Genomic DNA, 16,181 nt, shown 5'->3' on the forward strand with positions numbered 1-16,181 from the left:
GAACGATCAGGTCGTTTCTCTCATGGATACTCCCGTCCGGAAAGGATACCGGCCAAGAGCTCCAGACAGACAACCGCCGTCCACATTTCTCTTTCTTCTCAATCTTCAATTGTCAAAGAACACGCCACAAAACATGTGTCGTCGGATAAAACAGACAAAAGCCTGACATACCCTGAGGAGGGTCGCTATACCAGCGGCACTCGAAAAACAATGATGAGGCGGCGCGAATTCAAACCGGCCTGAACCTTTCGGTCCGAACCAGCTCTTGGCTCCCCGTCTGGGTCGCCCCGGCGCCGCCGCCGTCGTTGTTGAATGCTGTATAGGCGGTGCCCGATCCCCCTGTCAACGCCAACCTTCGCAAAAAGTTCAAAAACCTGCTCGGGCCCTGTCCGCGCCGCCTGTAGCGCCTGTCCGGCCGGGCCACACCCTGTCCTGCGCAGGTGAAGCGTCGAACCGGAGGCGTTGGCGACACGATACCCGTAAAGGCACCGGTGGCCGCCGATGGTATTGCCCGCGCCGTCACCGGCCCTCCCCCCGCCGGGACACCCACGCTTCGCGAATGCCGGCAGCCTCGCGCAGGTGACGTACCTGCGCACGAACCCGCGCGTGGATCTTGAGCCGTTGCAGTCGGGACGGTATGGCCGACGAAGGGTTCATCGTTCATAAGGATGGCGCGCGGCGGAATTCCGCCACCTTGTTGGTGGATGGCTGCCCACTGGAATGTAGGGGGATACCAAGCTTGCCGCAGGACAAGCCGTTCTTTGGCGACGAGCCAGCGCTCGTTGCCGATCGACGCCGCAGACCCGATCGCCGACAGGTGTCGGCGCGATGGCTTGCGGGCACTCTGCTGACCGGCCTGACCTCGACGGCCCTGATGGGCATCGCCCTCTCCGCCGCGCTCGACGGCTACCAGGGCGCGGCGCGGCCCGCCGGCCGCCTGGCCAGTCTCGCACTCCCCGCCGGGTCGTCTGAAAAGGGCGAGCGGGTCGTCGCGACGGCGATTCCGATCGCCCGCAGCCGGCAGATCCTCGAACTCTCGACCATGACCCGCGAGGGCGACCGCGAGGTCATCCGCACCCTGCCCTTCGGCTACGTCAACATGCTGCTGGCGGCGCGGCACCAGACCAGCACCGATTACCCGAGCTTCGACCCGCTGAACATGTTCGGCGATCCGGCCGACGCCGAGGCAGCCGCGGTCGAGCAGCAGGCCGCGCAGATCTACGGCGCCCGCGTCGAATCGGAACTGCGGCTCAAGGTCGAGCCCTTCACCTTCGATGCGGCGAGCTACCAGCCGGGTGGCGAGGTGGGCGTCGCGGAAGCCGAGCGGGCGATCCGCTCCGTCGAGCCGATCTTGTCCTACGAGCCGGTCCGCGTGGCGGCGCTGACGATGATCGATCCGCAGCGATTCGACCTCACCAGCGACGCCTCCGAATACGAGCCGGGTTCCGCCTTCCGGGTGATCGAGGAGAACGTCTCCCTCGCCGCGCCCGATGGTCCCGAAACGATGCCCCGCTTCCACGAAGAGATCATTCCGGTCCGCGAGAGCGCCGAGATCGCAGCGATTCTTGACCGCAACGGCCATACCGAGGAAGAAGGCGCCGAGGCGACGACCGCGCTCGTCGAGCTTCTGGGTGCCGCGGAGTTGAGCGCCGGGGACGCCCTGCGGGTCGGCGTCGAGACGACGGGTGATACCGCCCATGTGGTGCGGCTGTCCGCCTATCGCGGCGACGACCATCTCGCCACCGTCGCCGAGACCGAGGACGGGCCGTTCGAGCCCGCCCTGGCGCCCGAGCTCGGCGATTCGGTCGCGGACGCCTTCGACGACAACGAGGACGAGGCGCCGCTGCGGGCCGACATGCCCACCGTCTATGACGGCATCTACCAGGCGGGGCTTGCCTACGGTCTCAACGACCGGCTCTGCAGGCAGCTGCTGCAGATGCTGGCCAGCGAAGTCGATTTGCAGTCGCGGCTCGGCCCGACCGATCGCCTGGCTGCGTTCTTCTCGCTGGAAAAGGGCGAGGAAGTCGCCACCGACGCGTCCGAGATCCTGTTCGTGGACGTGCGCTTCGGCGAGAACACCCGCCGCTTCTACCGTTTCCGGCCGAACGACGCGGAGGCCGCCGACTTCTTCGATGAGGACGGCCGCAGCGCCAAGCAGTTCCTGCTGCGCAAGCCGCTGCCGAAAGGCCGCTTCACCTCGTCCTTCTCCACCGGCCGCAAGCATCCGGTGCTCGGCTATGTCCGGCCGCACTGGGGGGTCGACTGGGCAGCGCCCCGCGGCGCGCCGATCCTGGCGTCCGGCGACGGCGTCATCGAGAAGTCCGGCTGGTTCAGCGGCTACGGCCGGCAGACCGTCGTCCGCCATGCCAATGGCTACGTGACCTCCTATTCCCACCAGAGCGCCATCGCCAAGGGCATCAAGCCGGGCGTCAAGGTCCGGCAGGGACAGGTGATCGGCTATGTCGGTTCGACCGGCCTGTCGACCGGCAACCATCTTCACTACGAGGTCGAGGTCAACGGCCAGAAGGTCGACCCGATGCGCATCAAGCTGCCGTCGGGCAAGGTCTTGGCCGGGGCGGAACTCGAAAGCTTCCAGCACGAGCGCCAGCGGATCGACAGCCTGCTGCAAGAGCAGGTGGAATCGCCGCTCGTCGCCGGGCGCTGATCGCCCGGCACCAATCCAACCGTACTATTCCGACGGCTGAACCCGGGACTGGGCCCGCCAGAGATCGATCCCGCCTTCGGTGGCGTGGCGATCGATCGCGGCCAGTTCGTCGGCGGAGAAGTCGAGATTACTCAGCGCCTCGAGCGAATCGTCGAGCTGCTCGACGCTGCGCGCCCCGACCAGCGCCGAGGTGATCTCCGGCCGCCGCAGCACCCAGGCGATGGCCATCTGCGCCAGACTCTGGCCGCGCGCCTCGGCGATCGTCGCCAGCTGGCGGATCCGCGCGATATTCTCCTCGCTCAGCATCGCCGGTTTCAGCGAGCCTTCCCGCGTAGCGCGCGTGCCCGCTGGCACGCCGTGCAGATACTTGCGGGTCAACAGCCCCTGGGCCAACGGCGAGAACGCGATGCAGCCGAGGCCGAGCCCGGCGAGCGTATCGAGCAGCCCCTCCTCCACCCAGCGATTGAGCATCGAATAGGATGGCTGGTGGATGATGAAGGGCGTGCCCTGCGCGGCGAGGATCGCGTGGGCGCGATGGGTCAGCTCGGGCGAATAGGACGAGATGCCGACATAGAGCGCGCGGCCGGAGCGCACGATATGGTCGAGCGCGCCCATCGTCTCTTCCAGCGGCGTCTCGGGGTCGGGCCGGTGGTGGTAGAAGATGTCGACATAGTCGAGCCCCATGCGCTTCAGGCTCTGGTCGCAGGACGCCACGAGATACTTGCGCGAGCCGAGATCGCCGTAGGGCCCCGGCCACATGTCGTAGCCGGCCTTGGAACTGATGATCAGCTCGTCGCGATAGGGCTGGAAATCCTGCGCCATCCAGCGGCCGAAATTCTCTTCCGCCGAGCCGTAGGGCGGGCCGTAATTGTTGGCGAGATCGAAATGCGTGACGCCGCGGTCGAAGGCGCGCCGCAGGACGGCCCGCCCGGTCTCGAACACGTCGGCGCCGCCGAAATTCTGCCAGAGGCCGAGCGAGATCGCCGGCAGCTTCAGCCCGGATCGCCCGACCCGGCGATAGGGCATGGAATCGTAACGGCTGGCCTCGGCGAGATAGGGCATGGCAGATGCTTTCCGGACGGGATCGATGCCGCCGATATAGGCGTCACCGGCTGGCGGGAAAGTCCCGGCCTGCTGGCCCGCTACTTGCAGTAGGTCCCGTCGTTCTTCCGCGCGGCGATGTCGAGATGGAAATGCGTCGCATGGTCTGCGTCAGTGCCGGGCCCGAGGACCGTGCGGAACGGGCCGCAGGCGCCGACGCGCACCGCCCGCTGGAACTTCGCTTCGGGCGAACCCGGCGCCTGCGCCTCGACCGAGATGTCCGGCCCCTCGTCGAAGACGAAGGCCGCGATGTCCACGGCACTGCCGCGCGCATGCTCGGAAATGCCGCTCTCGGAGGCGCGCTTGCGGCAGACATAGGTCGAGGCGTGGCGGAACTCCGTCAACGCCCGATCCTCGAGATTGACCCTGGCCGCCGGCACCACGCTCGTCGTCATCCATTCGTCGAGCGCCAGCGCCGCGCGGCAGAGCAGCTGGGTCTTCGGCGAGACCGCGATGCCGGAGGAAAGCCGCTCGACATTGACCGGCCGCAGGACACCGCAGGCGCCTTCGCTGATGCTCGGCTCGACGGTGAAGACGACGCCGCGCTCGGTGAGTTCGGCCTCGCAGGCGACCGCGTCGGCGATGGCGGCGGCGGCGAGCACGCTCGCCGCCGGGGTCACGGACTGTTCGAGCTGCCGTAGGTTCGCCGGGGTCAACGGCTCCTCGTCCGCATCGGGAACCTCCGGCGTCACCGGCATGGCGTCGGGAATCGGCTGCGTCTGCCTTGCCGGCTCGTCTACCGTCGGCTCTGCAGGCGCGGAATCAACCGCCTCGGGCACCGGCTGAGGGTCCGCCGGCTCGTCCGAAGCGCGATCCGGCCGCGCATCCGGCGTCGGAATCTCGCCGGTGGGCGGGATCTCGGATAGGTCTGCAGGAGATGCGTCGGTCGGCTCGGGCCCCTCTGCCGCGGCGTCGTCGTCATCCGCCGGAGCCGATTCGCTCTCCTGCGGCGCGGCGACGGCGTCATCGTCAGCCGTTGTGTCCTCTGTCGAAGCTTCCCCGTCGGCTGGCGCAGCGCCTTCCTCTGGCGCGTCATCCTCTGCCGTATCGGGGCGGGCTTCCGGCGTCGGCACGGCGGCTTCGGCCGGCGCCTGCGCCACGACCGGCGCCTTGGGCGCTCGGCGCTTCTGCGCCGCAGCCGGGCGCGACGGCCGGTCAATCGACTGCAGCGGATTGGCGTCCGGCCAGGGCAGATTCTGCGCCAGGCCAGGCGTTACCGCCCCGACGCACAGGCATGCGGTGACCAGGAGATTGCTTCGGCGCAGAAGCCGGCTCAACCCTCGAACTCCACGACCGTGACGCCGGGCTCGACCAGCTTCGCGAGCGTCTCGGCGTCCCAGTTCGTCAACCGCACGCAGCCATGGCTGTTGCTCTTGTCGACGAGTTCGGGATGGGCCGTGCCGTGCAGGCCGAAGGTCGGCTGCGAGAGGTCGATCCACATCGAGCCGACCGGACCGTTCGGCCCAGCCGGAATGGTCAGCACCTCCTTGTTCTCCCCCTGCTGGAAGTTCGTCTCGGGCGAGTAATGGTAGGTCGGGTTCGGCGCAATCGCCTGCACCGTCAGGACGCCGTCCGGCGAGGGCGTGTCGGCGGAGCCGATCGTCACCGGATAGGCGAGGACGATGGCGCCGGCGGCGTCATAGGCGAAGAGCTCGCCGCGTGTCTTGTCGACGACGATCTTCGCCACCTTGGCTTCGGGACCCTTGCCGATGTTCGGCACCAGGATGGCCGTGCCCGATGCGTTGAAATCGGCGTTGGGATTGAGCTTCTTCAACAGGTCGGCATGGACGTGGAAGCGCTCAGCCAGCATCTCGACCGGATCGCGGTAGCCGAGCCATTCCATTTCGGCCATCTCGCCGTAGTCGCTCGGGATTTCCTCGACGAAGCGTTCCTCGAGGTCGGCCTCGGTGATCTCGTAGGTGGTCATCGCCTTGCCCTGATCCACGGCGAGGATGTTCCACAGATCGGCGTCCGGCTCGCCGTCGGCCGGCAGATCGCGCATCCGCTCATAAGCCTCGATGGCCTTGCGGGTGTTGTCGCCGAGATAGCCGTCGATCACGCCCGGCGAGGCGTAGGCCCGATCGAGCAGCACCTGCAGGCGGATGAGGAACGGGTCGGGGGTCTTCGGCTCGTCGGCGGTCTCGAGCGCCGCTTCATCCGGACCATCGGTCGAATAGGCCGGCGTCTCGACCACCTGCCCGGGCTCGTCGGTGACGGCGATCTCCGGGGGCGCGGGACTGTCGATGCCGTCGGCCGCCGAGGCGACGGTTTCCGGGTCGGTCGACGGGACGGCGGCCTCGTCGGGGCCCTCGGCTGCTTCGGTATCCGGGATCGTCGGATCGTTGCGCGCCGAGGCTGCGACCGAATCGGCTTCCTGCTGCTGCTGTGTCCACACGGCGAAGTCGGCCGTATCGATCGAGCTTTCCGAAAGCGGCTCCGAGAAGGCGTAAGCCGGCAGCGGCGCAAGGCCCGCCGCGAGGATCAGGAAAGCGGTCGAAACGGTCTTCATGAAAGTCCCCGAGGTGCCAAGCCGCTGTAAACAAAGGGAAACCATACGGCTTCCGTCGCCTTAGCTGGTATCATCGGCGTAGTTAACCAGAGGTTAATATCCGCTTCTACTCCTCGAACTCCACCGTCACGCCGGCCTTGACCATCTTGGCCAGCTCCGTCGCATCCCAGTTGGTCAGGCGGACACAGCCATGGCTGTTGGTCTTGCCGATCTTCGACGGTTCGGGGGTGCCATGAATGCCGTAGGTCGGCTTCGACAGCGCGATCCAGACCGTGCCGACCGGGCCGTTCGGTCCCGGCGGGATGGTCAGCACCTTGTTGTTCTCGCCCTGCTTGAAATTGACCTTCGGATTGTAGGTGTAGTTCGGGTCGAAAGCGATGCGGTTCACCTGGACGACGCCGGTGGGCGACGGGGTGTCGGAGGAGCCGATGGTGGAGGGATAGGCCGCGATGAGCGAGCCGTCGGCCGCATAGGCCCGGACCTGTTCGCGGCCCTTGTCGGCAACGATGCGGGCAACCTCGCCCGTCGCGCTCTCGCCCACCGACATCACCTTGAGCCGCGTGCCCTGGCGGTTGAAGTCGGCGCCGGGGTTGATCTCGATGAGATAGGCCTCGTCCATGTGGAACTTCTCGGCGAGCCGTTCGGAGACCCGCTCGAAGCTCATCTCCGGCAGCAGCGCCTTCTCGCCATAGTCGGCGGGGATCGACGCGACATAGGGGCCCGACACGTCTTCCGGGGTGATCTCGTAGGTGACGATGGCGGGACCGCCCGTCGCGTCGAGTTCCTCGGCGAGGGCCCGTGAATCGCCCGTCGGCAGCGTGCGCCCGTAGCGTTCCTGATAGGCCGCGACCGCCTTGTTGACGTTCGAGCCCATGCGGCCGTCGATGACGCCCGGCGACATGCCGGCGCGATCGAGCAGCACCTGCAGCGCGGCGATCTCGGCCTTGGCGTTCTTGCCGGTGGGCATCGCGACCTGCGGGGCGGGGTCGCTCTCTTCGATCGTCTGGCCCTCGACGATCGGCGCGCCCGGCGCCGGCAGGTCGGACGAGTAACCCGGCAGGTCCTGCATGCCGCGGGGCAGTTCCGCCTCCTGGACCGGTCCGCCGGCGTCGGGCAGCGGCGCGCCCTCGATCGCCGCGTTGTAGCCGCGGTCGTCCTCGTAGGGGCCGTCGTAATAGGGATCCGCCGACGGCGGCTGGCCGCCGAAACCGGGGTTGTCGAAAACGCCCGGAGGCGCTGGCAGGTCGACGCGCCCCTGCAGCGTCACGCCGGGCGGCGGCGGCGCGTCGATGATGGCGCCGCGCTCCTCGAACTGCCTGCGGCGCTCCTGGAAACGTTCGCGGCGCGGCTCCTCGATGGCGACGATGCGCCCGGCTTCGTCGATGACCACCCGCCGGCCGAACTCGTCGATGTAGATTTCCGCGATTCCGGCGTCGCCCGGCTCATAGTACTGGGCGAGTTGGACCGGCGCGTCCTGCGCCATCGCGACGGCCGGTAAAGCGAGCAGCGGCAGCAGTGCCGGGAGCAATCGCAGGTCTCGCATCATCGTCGTCTCTCCAGCCGGCTTTCGCGACCATCGTCTCACGGCCACACGTCAAGCTTGCGAAATGGCAGATGAACCGGACATGAAAATGTCCAAGCCGCAGATAAGTCTCACGAAGGCGACACCGCTCCAGCCTGGGGCAAGGCCGGGACGGCCGCAGCCTTGGCAAAGTCGCCGCCGCCGTTATGTCAGGCCCTATGAACACAGAGACCGGCAGAGACATGACCGACACGCTTCCCGACCGCCTTTCCTCCGATCCCGCCAGCGAGTTCCATGACGCGGCGCTGCTGGAGCGCGGCGTCGGCGTGCTCTTCAAGGGCGTCGAGAAGACCAATGTCGAGGAATATTGCGTCAGCGAGGGCTGGATCCGGGTGCAGGCCGGCAAGGCCAAGGACCGCAAGGGCCAGCCTCTGACAATCAAGTTGAAGGGGCCGGTCGAGGTCTTCTTCAAGGAAGACTGACCGACCCCGGAAGCGTCTGGCTCAGATGATCGCCAGCGGCTGCTTGCTGTGGGGTGGCGGGAAAGCCGCGTCGAGTTCGGCCATATCCTGTGCATCGAGCGTCAGATCGAGGGCCGCCGCGTTGTCGCGGACATGGTCCACGCTGCTGGCCTTCGGGATGGCGATGACGCCCTCCTGGCGGAGCACGAAGGCGAGTGCGACGCGTGCCGGCGTCGCGCCGTGGCGTTCGGCGATCCGCGCCAGCGTGGCGTCGTCGAGCAAGTCTCCGCCCTGCCCGATCGGTGAATAGGCCATCACCGGGATGCCCTGTTCGGTGAGCATCGGCAGGAGATCGTGCTCGATGCCGCGCTCTGACGGATTGTACAGCACCTGGTCGGTCTGCACGGCCTCGCCGCCGGCCGCCGCAAGCTCCGCCATGTCGTCGACGTCGAAGTTCGAGACGCCCCAGCGCAGGATCTTGCCGGAATCCTTCAGCGTCTCCAGCGCCGCGACTGTTTCCGCCAGCGGCACGCTGCCGCGCCAGTGCAGCAGATAGAGGTCGAGGCGGTCGGTGCCGAGCCGCTGCAGCGAGGCCTCGCAGGCGCGGATCGTGCCCTGCCGCGAGGCGTTGCCCGGCGCCACCTTGGAGACCAGGAACAGCGCGTCCCGGCGCCCCTCGATCGCTTCCGCCACCAGCTCCTCGGAGCGGCCATTGCCGTAGATCTCCGCCGTGTCGAGCAGCGTCATGCCGCGGTCGATCCCTTCGCGCAGGGCGGCGATCTCGGCGTCGCGGCGCCCCGGCTCGTCGCCCATCATCCAGGTGCCCTGGCCCAGCACCGGCACGGACGTGCCATCGGGAGTTCTGGTCTGTCGCATCGGTCTCTCCATCGATCGCTCGCCGTTCCGGCGAGGCCTGTGAGCGGAACGGGCACCTGGCCGAGGCGTTGCAAGAAAGAGAAATCCACGAAGGAGAAGACGTCATGTCATCGACCGAAGGGCAGAGCATCATGGGTACGGACGATCCGGCCGGCACCAGCGTCGGTGTCGACAACATCGAGGCGAGCCGGGTTTCCGGCACCGCCGTCTACAACACCGACGGCGACCATCTCGGGCACATCCACGATCTCGTGCTCGGCAAGCGCGACGGCAAGGTGAAATACGCCATCATGTCGTTCGGCGGCTTCCTCGGCATCGGGGAGGAATACCACCCGCTCCCTTGGGAGACGCTGAAATACGACGAGCGCCAGGGCGGCTACGTGGTCGGCATCACGATCGACCAGCTGCGCGAGGCGCCGCGCTACGCCGCGGGCGCCGCGCCGGACTGGGATCTCGAATACGGACGTCGCATCGACGACTTTTATCGGCCGGCCTACATCTGACCGGTAGGCTGAGGCAGGGCTGAAACCGAAACGGCCGCCGGGGATCTCGTCCCGGCGGCCGTTTCGTATCGGTGTCATCGTGCGCAGGCGGCGGCGGCCACTTGGCCGCTCAGGCCCACTCCTGGTCAGGCCGCGACCCGGTCTCCCGGTGCGCCGGACTTCGAGCCGACGACGTGGAAGATCAGGTGCTCGCCGCCGCCGGTGATCTTCACGATCGCCTCGTCGCCGATGTCGCCGAGCAGGATCCGTTCCGCCAGCGGGTCCTGGACCTCCCGCTGGATCACCCGCTTCAGCGGCCGCGCCCCGTAGGCCGGATCGTAGCCCTTCTGGGCCAGCCATTCCCGGCCGCTCTCGTCGAGCAGGATGGTGATCTTGCGGTCCGCCAGCAGCTTCTCCAGCCGCCCCATCTGGATATCGACGATCGCCCCCATCTCGGAGCGATGCAGGCGGTGGAACAAGATCGTCTCGTCGACGCGGTTGAGGAATTCCGGCCGGAACGACGCCCGCACCACCGCCATCACCTGCTCCCGCGCGGCCTCGGCATCCTCGTCGTCGCGCAGCGAGACGAGGTATTCGGCCCCGAGATTGGACGTCATGATGATCATCGTGTTGCGGAAGTCGACCGTCCGACCCTGTCCGTCCGTCAGGCGCCCGTCGTCGAGCACCTGCAGGAGGACATTGAACACGTCCGGATGCGCCTTCTCGATCTCGTCGAACAACACGACCTGATACGGCCGGCGCCGCACCGCCTCAGTCAGCGCGCCGCCCTCCTCGTAGCCGACATAGCCGGGAGGCGCCCCGATCAGCCGTGAGACCGAGTGCTTCTCCATGTATTCCGACATGTCGAGCCGCACCATCGCCGTCTCCTCGTCGAAGAGGAACGAGGCGAGCGCCTTGGTAAGCTCGGTCTTGCCGACGCCGGTCGGGCCGAGGAAGATGAACGAGCCGATCGGCCGGTTCGGGTCCTGCAGCCCGGCACGGGCCCGCCGCACCGCCCGCGACACGGCCTGCACCGCCTCGCCCTGGCCGACGACGCGCTTCTGCAGCTCGTCTTCCATCCGCAGCAGCTTGTCGCGCTCGCCCTCGAGCATGCGGTCGACCGGAATGCCGGTCCAGCGCGACACGACCTGGGCGATGTGATCGGCGGTGACCGTCTCCTCGACCATCGAACCGGCCGTGCCCTTGCCGTCCTGGGTCTCCGCCGTCTTCAGCTCGGCTTCCAGCTTCGGGATCACGTCGTAGGCCAGCTCGCCGGCGCGCTGGAACTCGCCGCGCCGCTGGGCGATGGCAAGATCGTTGCGGGCTTCGTCGAGCTGCCGCTTGAGGTCGGCGGCATGGCCGAGCTTCGACTTCTCCGCCTGCCAGGCCGAAGTGATGGCAGAGGACTCCTCCTCGAGGTTGACGAGTTCGCCTTCCAGCCGCTCGAGCCGGTTCCGGGACGCGTCGTCGTTTTCCTTCTTCAGGGCCTCGCGCTCGATCTTCAGCTGCATGATGCGCCGGTCGATCTCGTCCAGCACCTCGGGCTTGGAATCCACCTGCATCCGCAGCCGCGCCGCGCCCTCGTCGATCAGGTCGATCGCCTTGTCGGGCAGGAAACGGTCGGTGATATAGCGGTTCGACATCTGCGCCGCGGCGACCAGCGCCGAGTCGGAGATGCGCACCTGGTGGTGCTGCTCGTACTTCTCCTTCAGGCCGCGCAGGATCGAGATCGTGTCCTCGACCGTCGGCTCGGAGACGAACACCGGCTGGAAGCGCCGCGCCAGAGCGGCGTCCTTCTCGACATGCTTGCGATACTCGTCGAGCGTCGTCGCCCCGACGCAGTGCAACTCGCCGCGCGCCAGCGCCGGCTTCAGCAGGTTGGAGGCGTCCATCGCGCCATCCGCCTTGCCGGCGCCGACCAGCGTGTGCATCTCGTCGATGAACAGGATGATGCCGCCGGCGGCAGCCGTGATCTCCGACAAGACCGCCTTCAGCCGCTCCTCGAACTCGCCGCGATATTTCGCGCCGGCGATCAGCGAACCCATGTCGAGCGACATCAGCTGCTTGTCGCGCAGCGCCTCCGGCACGTCGCCATTGACGATGCGCTGCGCCAGGCCCTCGGCGATCGCGGTCTTGCCGACGCCGGGCTCGCCGATCAGCACCGGGTTGTTCTTGGTGCGCCGGGACAGGACCTGGATCGTCCGGCGGATCTCGTCGTCGCGCCCGATCACCGGGTCGAGCTTGCCCTCGCGCGCGGCCGTCGTCAGGTCGCGGGCATATTTCTTCAGCGCGTCGTAGCCGCTCTCGGCCGACTGCGAGTCGGCGGTGCGGCCCTTGCGCAGCGCGTTGATGGCCTCGTTCAGCCCGTTTGCCGTCAGCCCCGCCGCCTTGAGGATCTCGGATGTCTTGGCGGCCTTCTCGATCACCATCGCGAGCAGCAGCCGCTCGACGGTGACGAAGCTGTCGCCGGCCTTCTTGGCGATCTCCTCGGCCGTAGCGAAGACCTTCGCCAGCGGCTGCGCCAGGTACATCTGGCCGCCGCCGCCCGACACGCGGGGCAGCGCGTCCAGTGCGGCGTCCACCGCCAGCTTGACGTCGGCGGGGCGACCGCCAGCCTTCTCGATCAGGCCGGCCGCCATCCCCTCCTCGTCGTCGACGAGCACCTTCAGGAGGTGTTCGGGGGTGAACTGCTGGTGGTCCCGCGAGACCGCCAGGGTCTGCGCGGCCTGAATGAAGCCGCGCACGCGCTCGGTGTATTTTTCCAGATTCATGATGTCGCTCTCCTGCCGCGAACCTCCCTCACTGCAGAGGCAAGGTCCGAGTGTTCCTGGAGTCCGGCCCCCGTTCCGGCGAGCCGCCCAACCAACATATGGGGAAAGCGCATCGCCGCCGGAAGGGGCCCGACGCGCGACTGTTGCAGAACTGCACGTCCTGTCATTGCGCTATGTCAGGGCAATCCGGAAATCGCCAGGAGGCCACCGCCGAAACGACGAATGGCGCCGCGGAGACCGCGACGCCATTCGAATTCCTGCAGCCTGACCGCCCGCGGGCGGCTGGTCAGCCGTTGGACGCCAGCAGGAAGGAAGGCAATGCGTTGCCCTCGCCGTCGCTGGCGCCGCCCGAACCGTCCTCGGGCTTCTTCTTGCGCGGCCGGCCGGGCCGGCGCTTGACCGGGGCTTCGCCCTCCGGCGCATCGGCTTGCGCCGCCGGCTGCGTGTCGGCCGCCTCGATGGCGGGAGCCTGAGCCGGCGACGCGGCAACTGCCTCGTTCGAACCGGTCTCCTCGTCGCGGTTGCGACGCGGACGACCGCGACGCCGCGGCTGCGGTGCCTGCTCATCGGCCGAAGCGGACGCGCTGGTCGGCGCTGCGTTCACGACTTCCTCGGTCTCGCCGCTTCTGTCGGCGTCGCGGCGCGGCGCATTCTCGTCGCGTGGCACGGCGCCATTGCCGGCGTGGGCCGTTTCTTCGCGATCGCGTCGGCCGTCGGCCTCCTGGCGCGGTGCCCGCTCGTCGCGCTGACCGTCGCCATTGCGCGGCGCGTCATGGGCGATGACCGGCTGCGGCCCGGTGCCCTGCGGCTGGATGCGATCACGACGCTCGCGGTTGTCGCGGTTGCCATCTCGATCGCGGTTGCTGTCGCGGTTCCGGTTGCCGTCGCGATTGCCGTCGCGGTCACGGTTGCCCTCGCGATTGCTGTCCCGGTCCCGATTGCTGTCGCGATTGCGGTTCTGCTCGCGGTCGCGGTTGCCGTTGCCATCCCGGTTGCCGTCGCGGTCGCGGTTGGAATCGCGGTCGCGGAAACCGTCCCGGTCGGATTCGCGGGCGCCGTTGGAGGCCGGCCGCTCGTCGTTGCGGAACTCCTGCGAGTCCTGCGAATCGTCGTCGTCGTCGTCGCCGTCCCGCATGTCGCGGTCGTCGCGCTGCGGCTGGAACTGGCCCTGCGCCGCGGCGACGATGCGGTTGTAATGCTCGGCGTGCTGCAGATAGTTCTCGGCCATGACCCGGTCGCCGGCGCCGGAGGCGTCGCGCGCCAGCATGCCGTATTTCTCGGCGATGTGCTGCGCATTGCCCCTGATCTTCACGTCCGGACCGTTCGACTCGTAACTGCGAGACAGCGGGTTGGGACCCTTCCGGCCCCGACCGCGCATACGGTTCTTCTGCTGCTGCTGCTGCTGTCCTGGCCTCATGCTCTTCCCGTCTTCTGGATGTGCCGGCCGCGCCGGTCTGGCCCCTTGCCTGCGAACGCGCCAAGCGCGTTCATGCTCATCGGCCGCGCAGCTGCACAGCCGCCTCAGAGAGTTTTAAGTGTTTGCGCCTGGCGACACCCAATGCCGGCACGGACGACCTATCGGTCATCTCGAGCATCCCGCGCCGCACCACTGCGGCATCAATCGGGATGTCCCCCTCGAATGCTCGGCTATGGCCAGGACCCTAGAAGGGAAAACGTCCAGCCACAAGTGCTTTCTCGCCACTTCCCGAGCGGTTTGCACCGGTCGCACAGGCTTTTCTTGCAGGACTTTGCGGTTTAAACGCGACCCGGCGACCGAAACCGCAGCACGCGGTCTTTTCCGCCGAGATCCTTAGCCGTCCTGACAAAGACGAAGCCCTTGTCGCGGAAAATCTCTTCTATCGATGGTCCCTGGCCGATGCCGATCTCCACGATCACCTCGCCCCCGACACGAACCACGGCGGCAGCGAATTCGGCAATGGAGCGATAGGCGACCAGTCCGTCCGCGCCGCCATCGAGGGCCCTCAGCGGATCATGGTCGCGCACCTCGCGCGCCAGCGATGCAATGTCGTGGTGCGGAATATATGGGGGGTTCGACACCAGGAGATCAAGTGGCCCGGCCAATCCTGCGAGATAATCCATGCGGACCGGCAGCATGCGGCGCGCCACACCCGCGGCCTCTGCATTCTGTCGGGCGGTGACCAGCGCCGCCTCGCTGATGTCCGTGGCGAGGGCGGTCGCGGCCTCGTGCAGCGCGAGCAGCGAGACGGCGATGGCGCCGGTCCCCGTGCCGATATCGGCGAAGACGCACTGCCCGGTCACCGCGATGGAGGCCGCCACGGCCTCGGACGCCTCGTCGACGAGGATCTCCGTGTCCGGCCGCGGCTCGAGCGTATCGGGCGAAAGCAGGAATTCGTGATCGTAGAACGCCCGGCGCCCGATGATCCGGTGCACCGGCTCCCCCGCCAGCCGGCGCTCGAGAAACGCCGCGAATCGCGCGGGGAGATCCGGCGATGCCGCCAGCAGCGCATGGCGGTGCATCGCGCTGGCCGGCATCCCGGCCGCCTCGGCCAGGAGCAGGCGCGCGTCGAGATCGGGCGTCACCGCCCCGCCGGCCCGCAGCCGCGCGGCCGCCGGCTGGAGCAGGGCCTCGGCGGGGGCGCGCCCGCTCTCAGGCATCGGCGCCGACGGCGGCCAGCTGCTGCGCCTGGTGATCGGCGACCAGCGCCTCGACCAGCTCGTCCATCTCGCCCTCGATGACCCGGTCCAGCTTGTAGAGCGTCAGGTTGATTCGGTGGTCGGTCACGCGGCCCTGCGGAAAATTGTAGGTCCGGATGCGCTCCGAGCGGTCGCCGCTGCCGACCTGGCTCTTGCGGGCGGCCGAGCGCTCGTCGTCGGCGCGCTGCCGCTTCATGTCGAACAGCCGCGCCTTCAGCACCTGCATCGCCCTTGCGCGATTCTGGTGCTGCGACTTCTCCGACGAGGTCACGACGATACCGCTGGGGATATGGGTGATGCGCACGGCGGAATCGGTGGTGTTGACGTGCTGGCCGCCGGCGCCGGACGCGCGCATCGTGTCGATGCGGATGTCCTCGGGCCGCACCTCGACGTCGATGTCCTCCGCCTCCGGCAGCACGGCGACCGTCGCGGCGGACGTATGAATGCGCCCGCCCGATTCGGTCTCCGGCACCCGCTGCACACGGTGGACGCCCGATTCGAACTTCATCCGCGAGAAGACTCCCGCGCCCTTGATCGCGGCGATCACTTCCTTGTAGCCGCCGACCTCGCCCTCGCTGGCGGACAGGACGTCCACCTTCCAGCCGTGGAGCTCGGCATAGCGCTGGTACATGCGGAACAGGTCGCCGGCGAAGAGCCCGGCTTCCGAGCCTCCGGTGCCGGCGCGGATCTCGAGGATCGCGCCCTTTTCGTCGGCGGCGTCCTTGGGCAGCAGCAGGATGCGGATCTCGTCGGTCAGCCGCTCGAGCTCGGCCCGCAGGCTGTCGATCTCCATCTCGGCCAGCTCGCGCATCTCGCGATCGGCCGACGGATCGTCGCGCAGCGCCAGCGAGCCGGCGAGTTCACCCTCGATCCGTCGATACGAGCGGATGGCGGCGACCACCGGCTCGAGACCCGAATATTCCGCTGCCAGGCCCGCATAGATGCCGTGCTCCGGGCTCTTGGCCATCTCGTTCTCGAGATAGCCGAACCGGGACAGGATTTCGTTGAGTTTCGCGCTCGGCAAATTTGCCATGGGGTCCTGAATTGTCTGAAGCTGGAAGGACTGCGCGCCGTCGACCGGCGGTCGCGGGCGGAAGCGGAGCGCCGTGCCCCGTTGC

Annotated in this window: 13 protein-coding genes; 4 read left to right on the forward strand and 9 right to left on the reverse strand. The window is 67.9% G+C overall.

Features of this window, described 5'->3' with window-relative positions; translation table 11 throughout:
* A partial coding sequence (locus GTW51_RS23610) for a hypothetical protein (protein WP_203566168.1) occupies nucleotides 1-243 on the forward strand: 243 nt, incomplete at its 5' end.
* Between the two features lie 496 nt (nucleotides 244-739).
* On the forward strand, nucleotides 740-2,665 hold the full coding sequence (locus tag GTW51_RS18385) for a M23 family metallopeptidase (RefSeq protein WP_246233263.1): 1,926 nt from the start codon (nucleotides 740-742) through the stop codon (nucleotides 2,663-2,665).
* Nucleotides 2,666-2,689: 24 nt separating this feature from the next.
* Here the strand turns inward: GTW51_RS18385 and mgrA are convergent, their stop codons facing one another.
* From mgrA to GTW51_RS18405, 4 genes are all read right to left on the reverse strand, one after another.
* On the reverse strand, nucleotides 2,690-3,727 hold the full coding sequence (gene mgrA, locus GTW51_RS18390; RefSeq protein ID WP_163045526.1) for an L-glyceraldehyde 3-phosphate reductase: 1,038 nt from the start codon (nucleotides 3,725-3,727) through the stop codon (nucleotides 2,690-2,692).
* A gap of 80 nt (nucleotides 3,728-3,807) precedes the next feature.
* A complete protein-coding gene (locus GTW51_RS18395; RefSeq protein WP_163045527.1) occupies nucleotides 3,808-5,043 on the reverse strand; it encodes an extensin-like domain-containing protein in 1,236 nt (411 codons plus the stop codon).
* The gene (locus tag GTW51_RS18400; protein WP_246233264.1) at nucleotides 5,040-6,275 is read right to left on the reverse strand and encodes a L,D-transpeptidase family protein; all 1,236 of its coding nucleotides are present in this window, start codon (nucleotides 6,273-6,275) and stop codon (nucleotides 5,040-5,042) included. Before GTW51_RS18400 ends, GTW51_RS18395 begins: the two co-directional genes overlap by 4 nt.
* A 106-nt stretch (nucleotides 6,276-6,381) precedes the next feature.
* Entirely contained in the window at nucleotides 6,382-7,821 is a 1,440-nt protein-coding gene (locus GTW51_RS18405) for a L,D-transpeptidase family protein (protein ID WP_163045528.1), read from the reverse strand.
* A gap of 218 nt (nucleotides 7,822-8,039) precedes the next feature.
* Here GTW51_RS18405 and GTW51_RS18410 point away from each other — a divergent pair, with 218 nt between their 5' ends.
* Nucleotides 8,040-8,279: a DUF3297 family protein gene (locus tag GTW51_RS18410; RefSeq protein WP_163045529.1), complete on the forward strand. Its 240-nt coding sequence runs from the start codon at nucleotides 8,040-8,042 to the stop codon at nucleotides 8,277-8,279.
* Nucleotides 8,280-8,300: 21 nt separating this feature from the next.
* On the opposite strand, the gene GTW51_RS18415 is transcribed toward GTW51_RS18410, so the two are convergent.
* Nucleotides 8,301-9,146: an aldo/keto reductase gene (locus GTW51_RS18415; RefSeq protein WP_203566169.1), complete on the reverse strand. Its 846-nt coding sequence runs from the start codon at nucleotides 9,144-9,146 to the stop codon at nucleotides 8,301-8,303.
* Nucleotides 9,147-9,265: 119 nt separating this feature from the next.
* Here GTW51_RS18415 and GTW51_RS18420 point away from each other — a divergent pair, with 119 nt between their 5' ends.
* Nucleotides 9,266-9,637 carry a PRC-barrel domain-containing protein gene (locus GTW51_RS18420; protein WP_163045596.1) on the forward strand — a complete coding sequence of 124 codons (372 nt, stop codon included), beginning with the start codon at nucleotides 9,266-9,268 and terminating at the stop codon, nucleotides 9,635-9,637.
* Between the two features lie 125 nt (nucleotides 9,638-9,762).
* On the opposite strand, the gene clpB is transcribed toward GTW51_RS18420, so the two are convergent.
* From clpB to prfA, 4 genes are all read right to left on the reverse strand, one after another.
* Complete coding sequence (gene clpB, locus GTW51_RS18425; RefSeq protein ID WP_163045531.1) at nucleotides 9,763-12,387, reverse strand: ATP-dependent chaperone ClpB; 2,625 nt, start codon at nucleotides 12,385-12,387, stop codon at nucleotides 9,763-9,765.
* A gap of 286 nt (nucleotides 12,388-12,673) precedes the next feature.
* On the reverse strand, nucleotides 12,674-13,765 hold the full coding sequence (locus tag GTW51_RS18430; protein ID WP_203566170.1) for a DUF4167 domain-containing protein: 1,092 nt from the start codon (nucleotides 13,763-13,765) through the stop codon (nucleotides 12,674-12,676).
* Between the two features lie 377 nt (nucleotides 13,766-14,142).
* Complete coding sequence (gene prmC / locus GTW51_RS18435) at nucleotides 14,143-15,024, reverse strand: peptide chain release factor N(5)-glutamine methyltransferase (protein WP_163045533.1); 882 nt, start codon at nucleotides 15,022-15,024, stop codon at nucleotides 14,143-14,145.
* A complete protein-coding gene (prfA, locus tag GTW51_RS18440; protein WP_163045534.1) occupies nucleotides 15,017-16,096 on the reverse strand; it encodes a peptide chain release factor 1 in 1,080 nt (359 codons plus the stop codon). Before prfA ends, prmC begins: the two co-directional genes overlap by 8 nt.
* Nucleotides 16,097-16,181: the final 85 nt, after the last annotated feature.

It is taken from the genome of Aurantimonas aggregata (genome assembly GCF_010500835.1).
Taxonomy (GTDB): Bacteria; Pseudomonadota; Alphaproteobacteria; order Rhizobiales; family Rhizobiaceae; genus Aurantimonas; species Aurantimonas aggregata.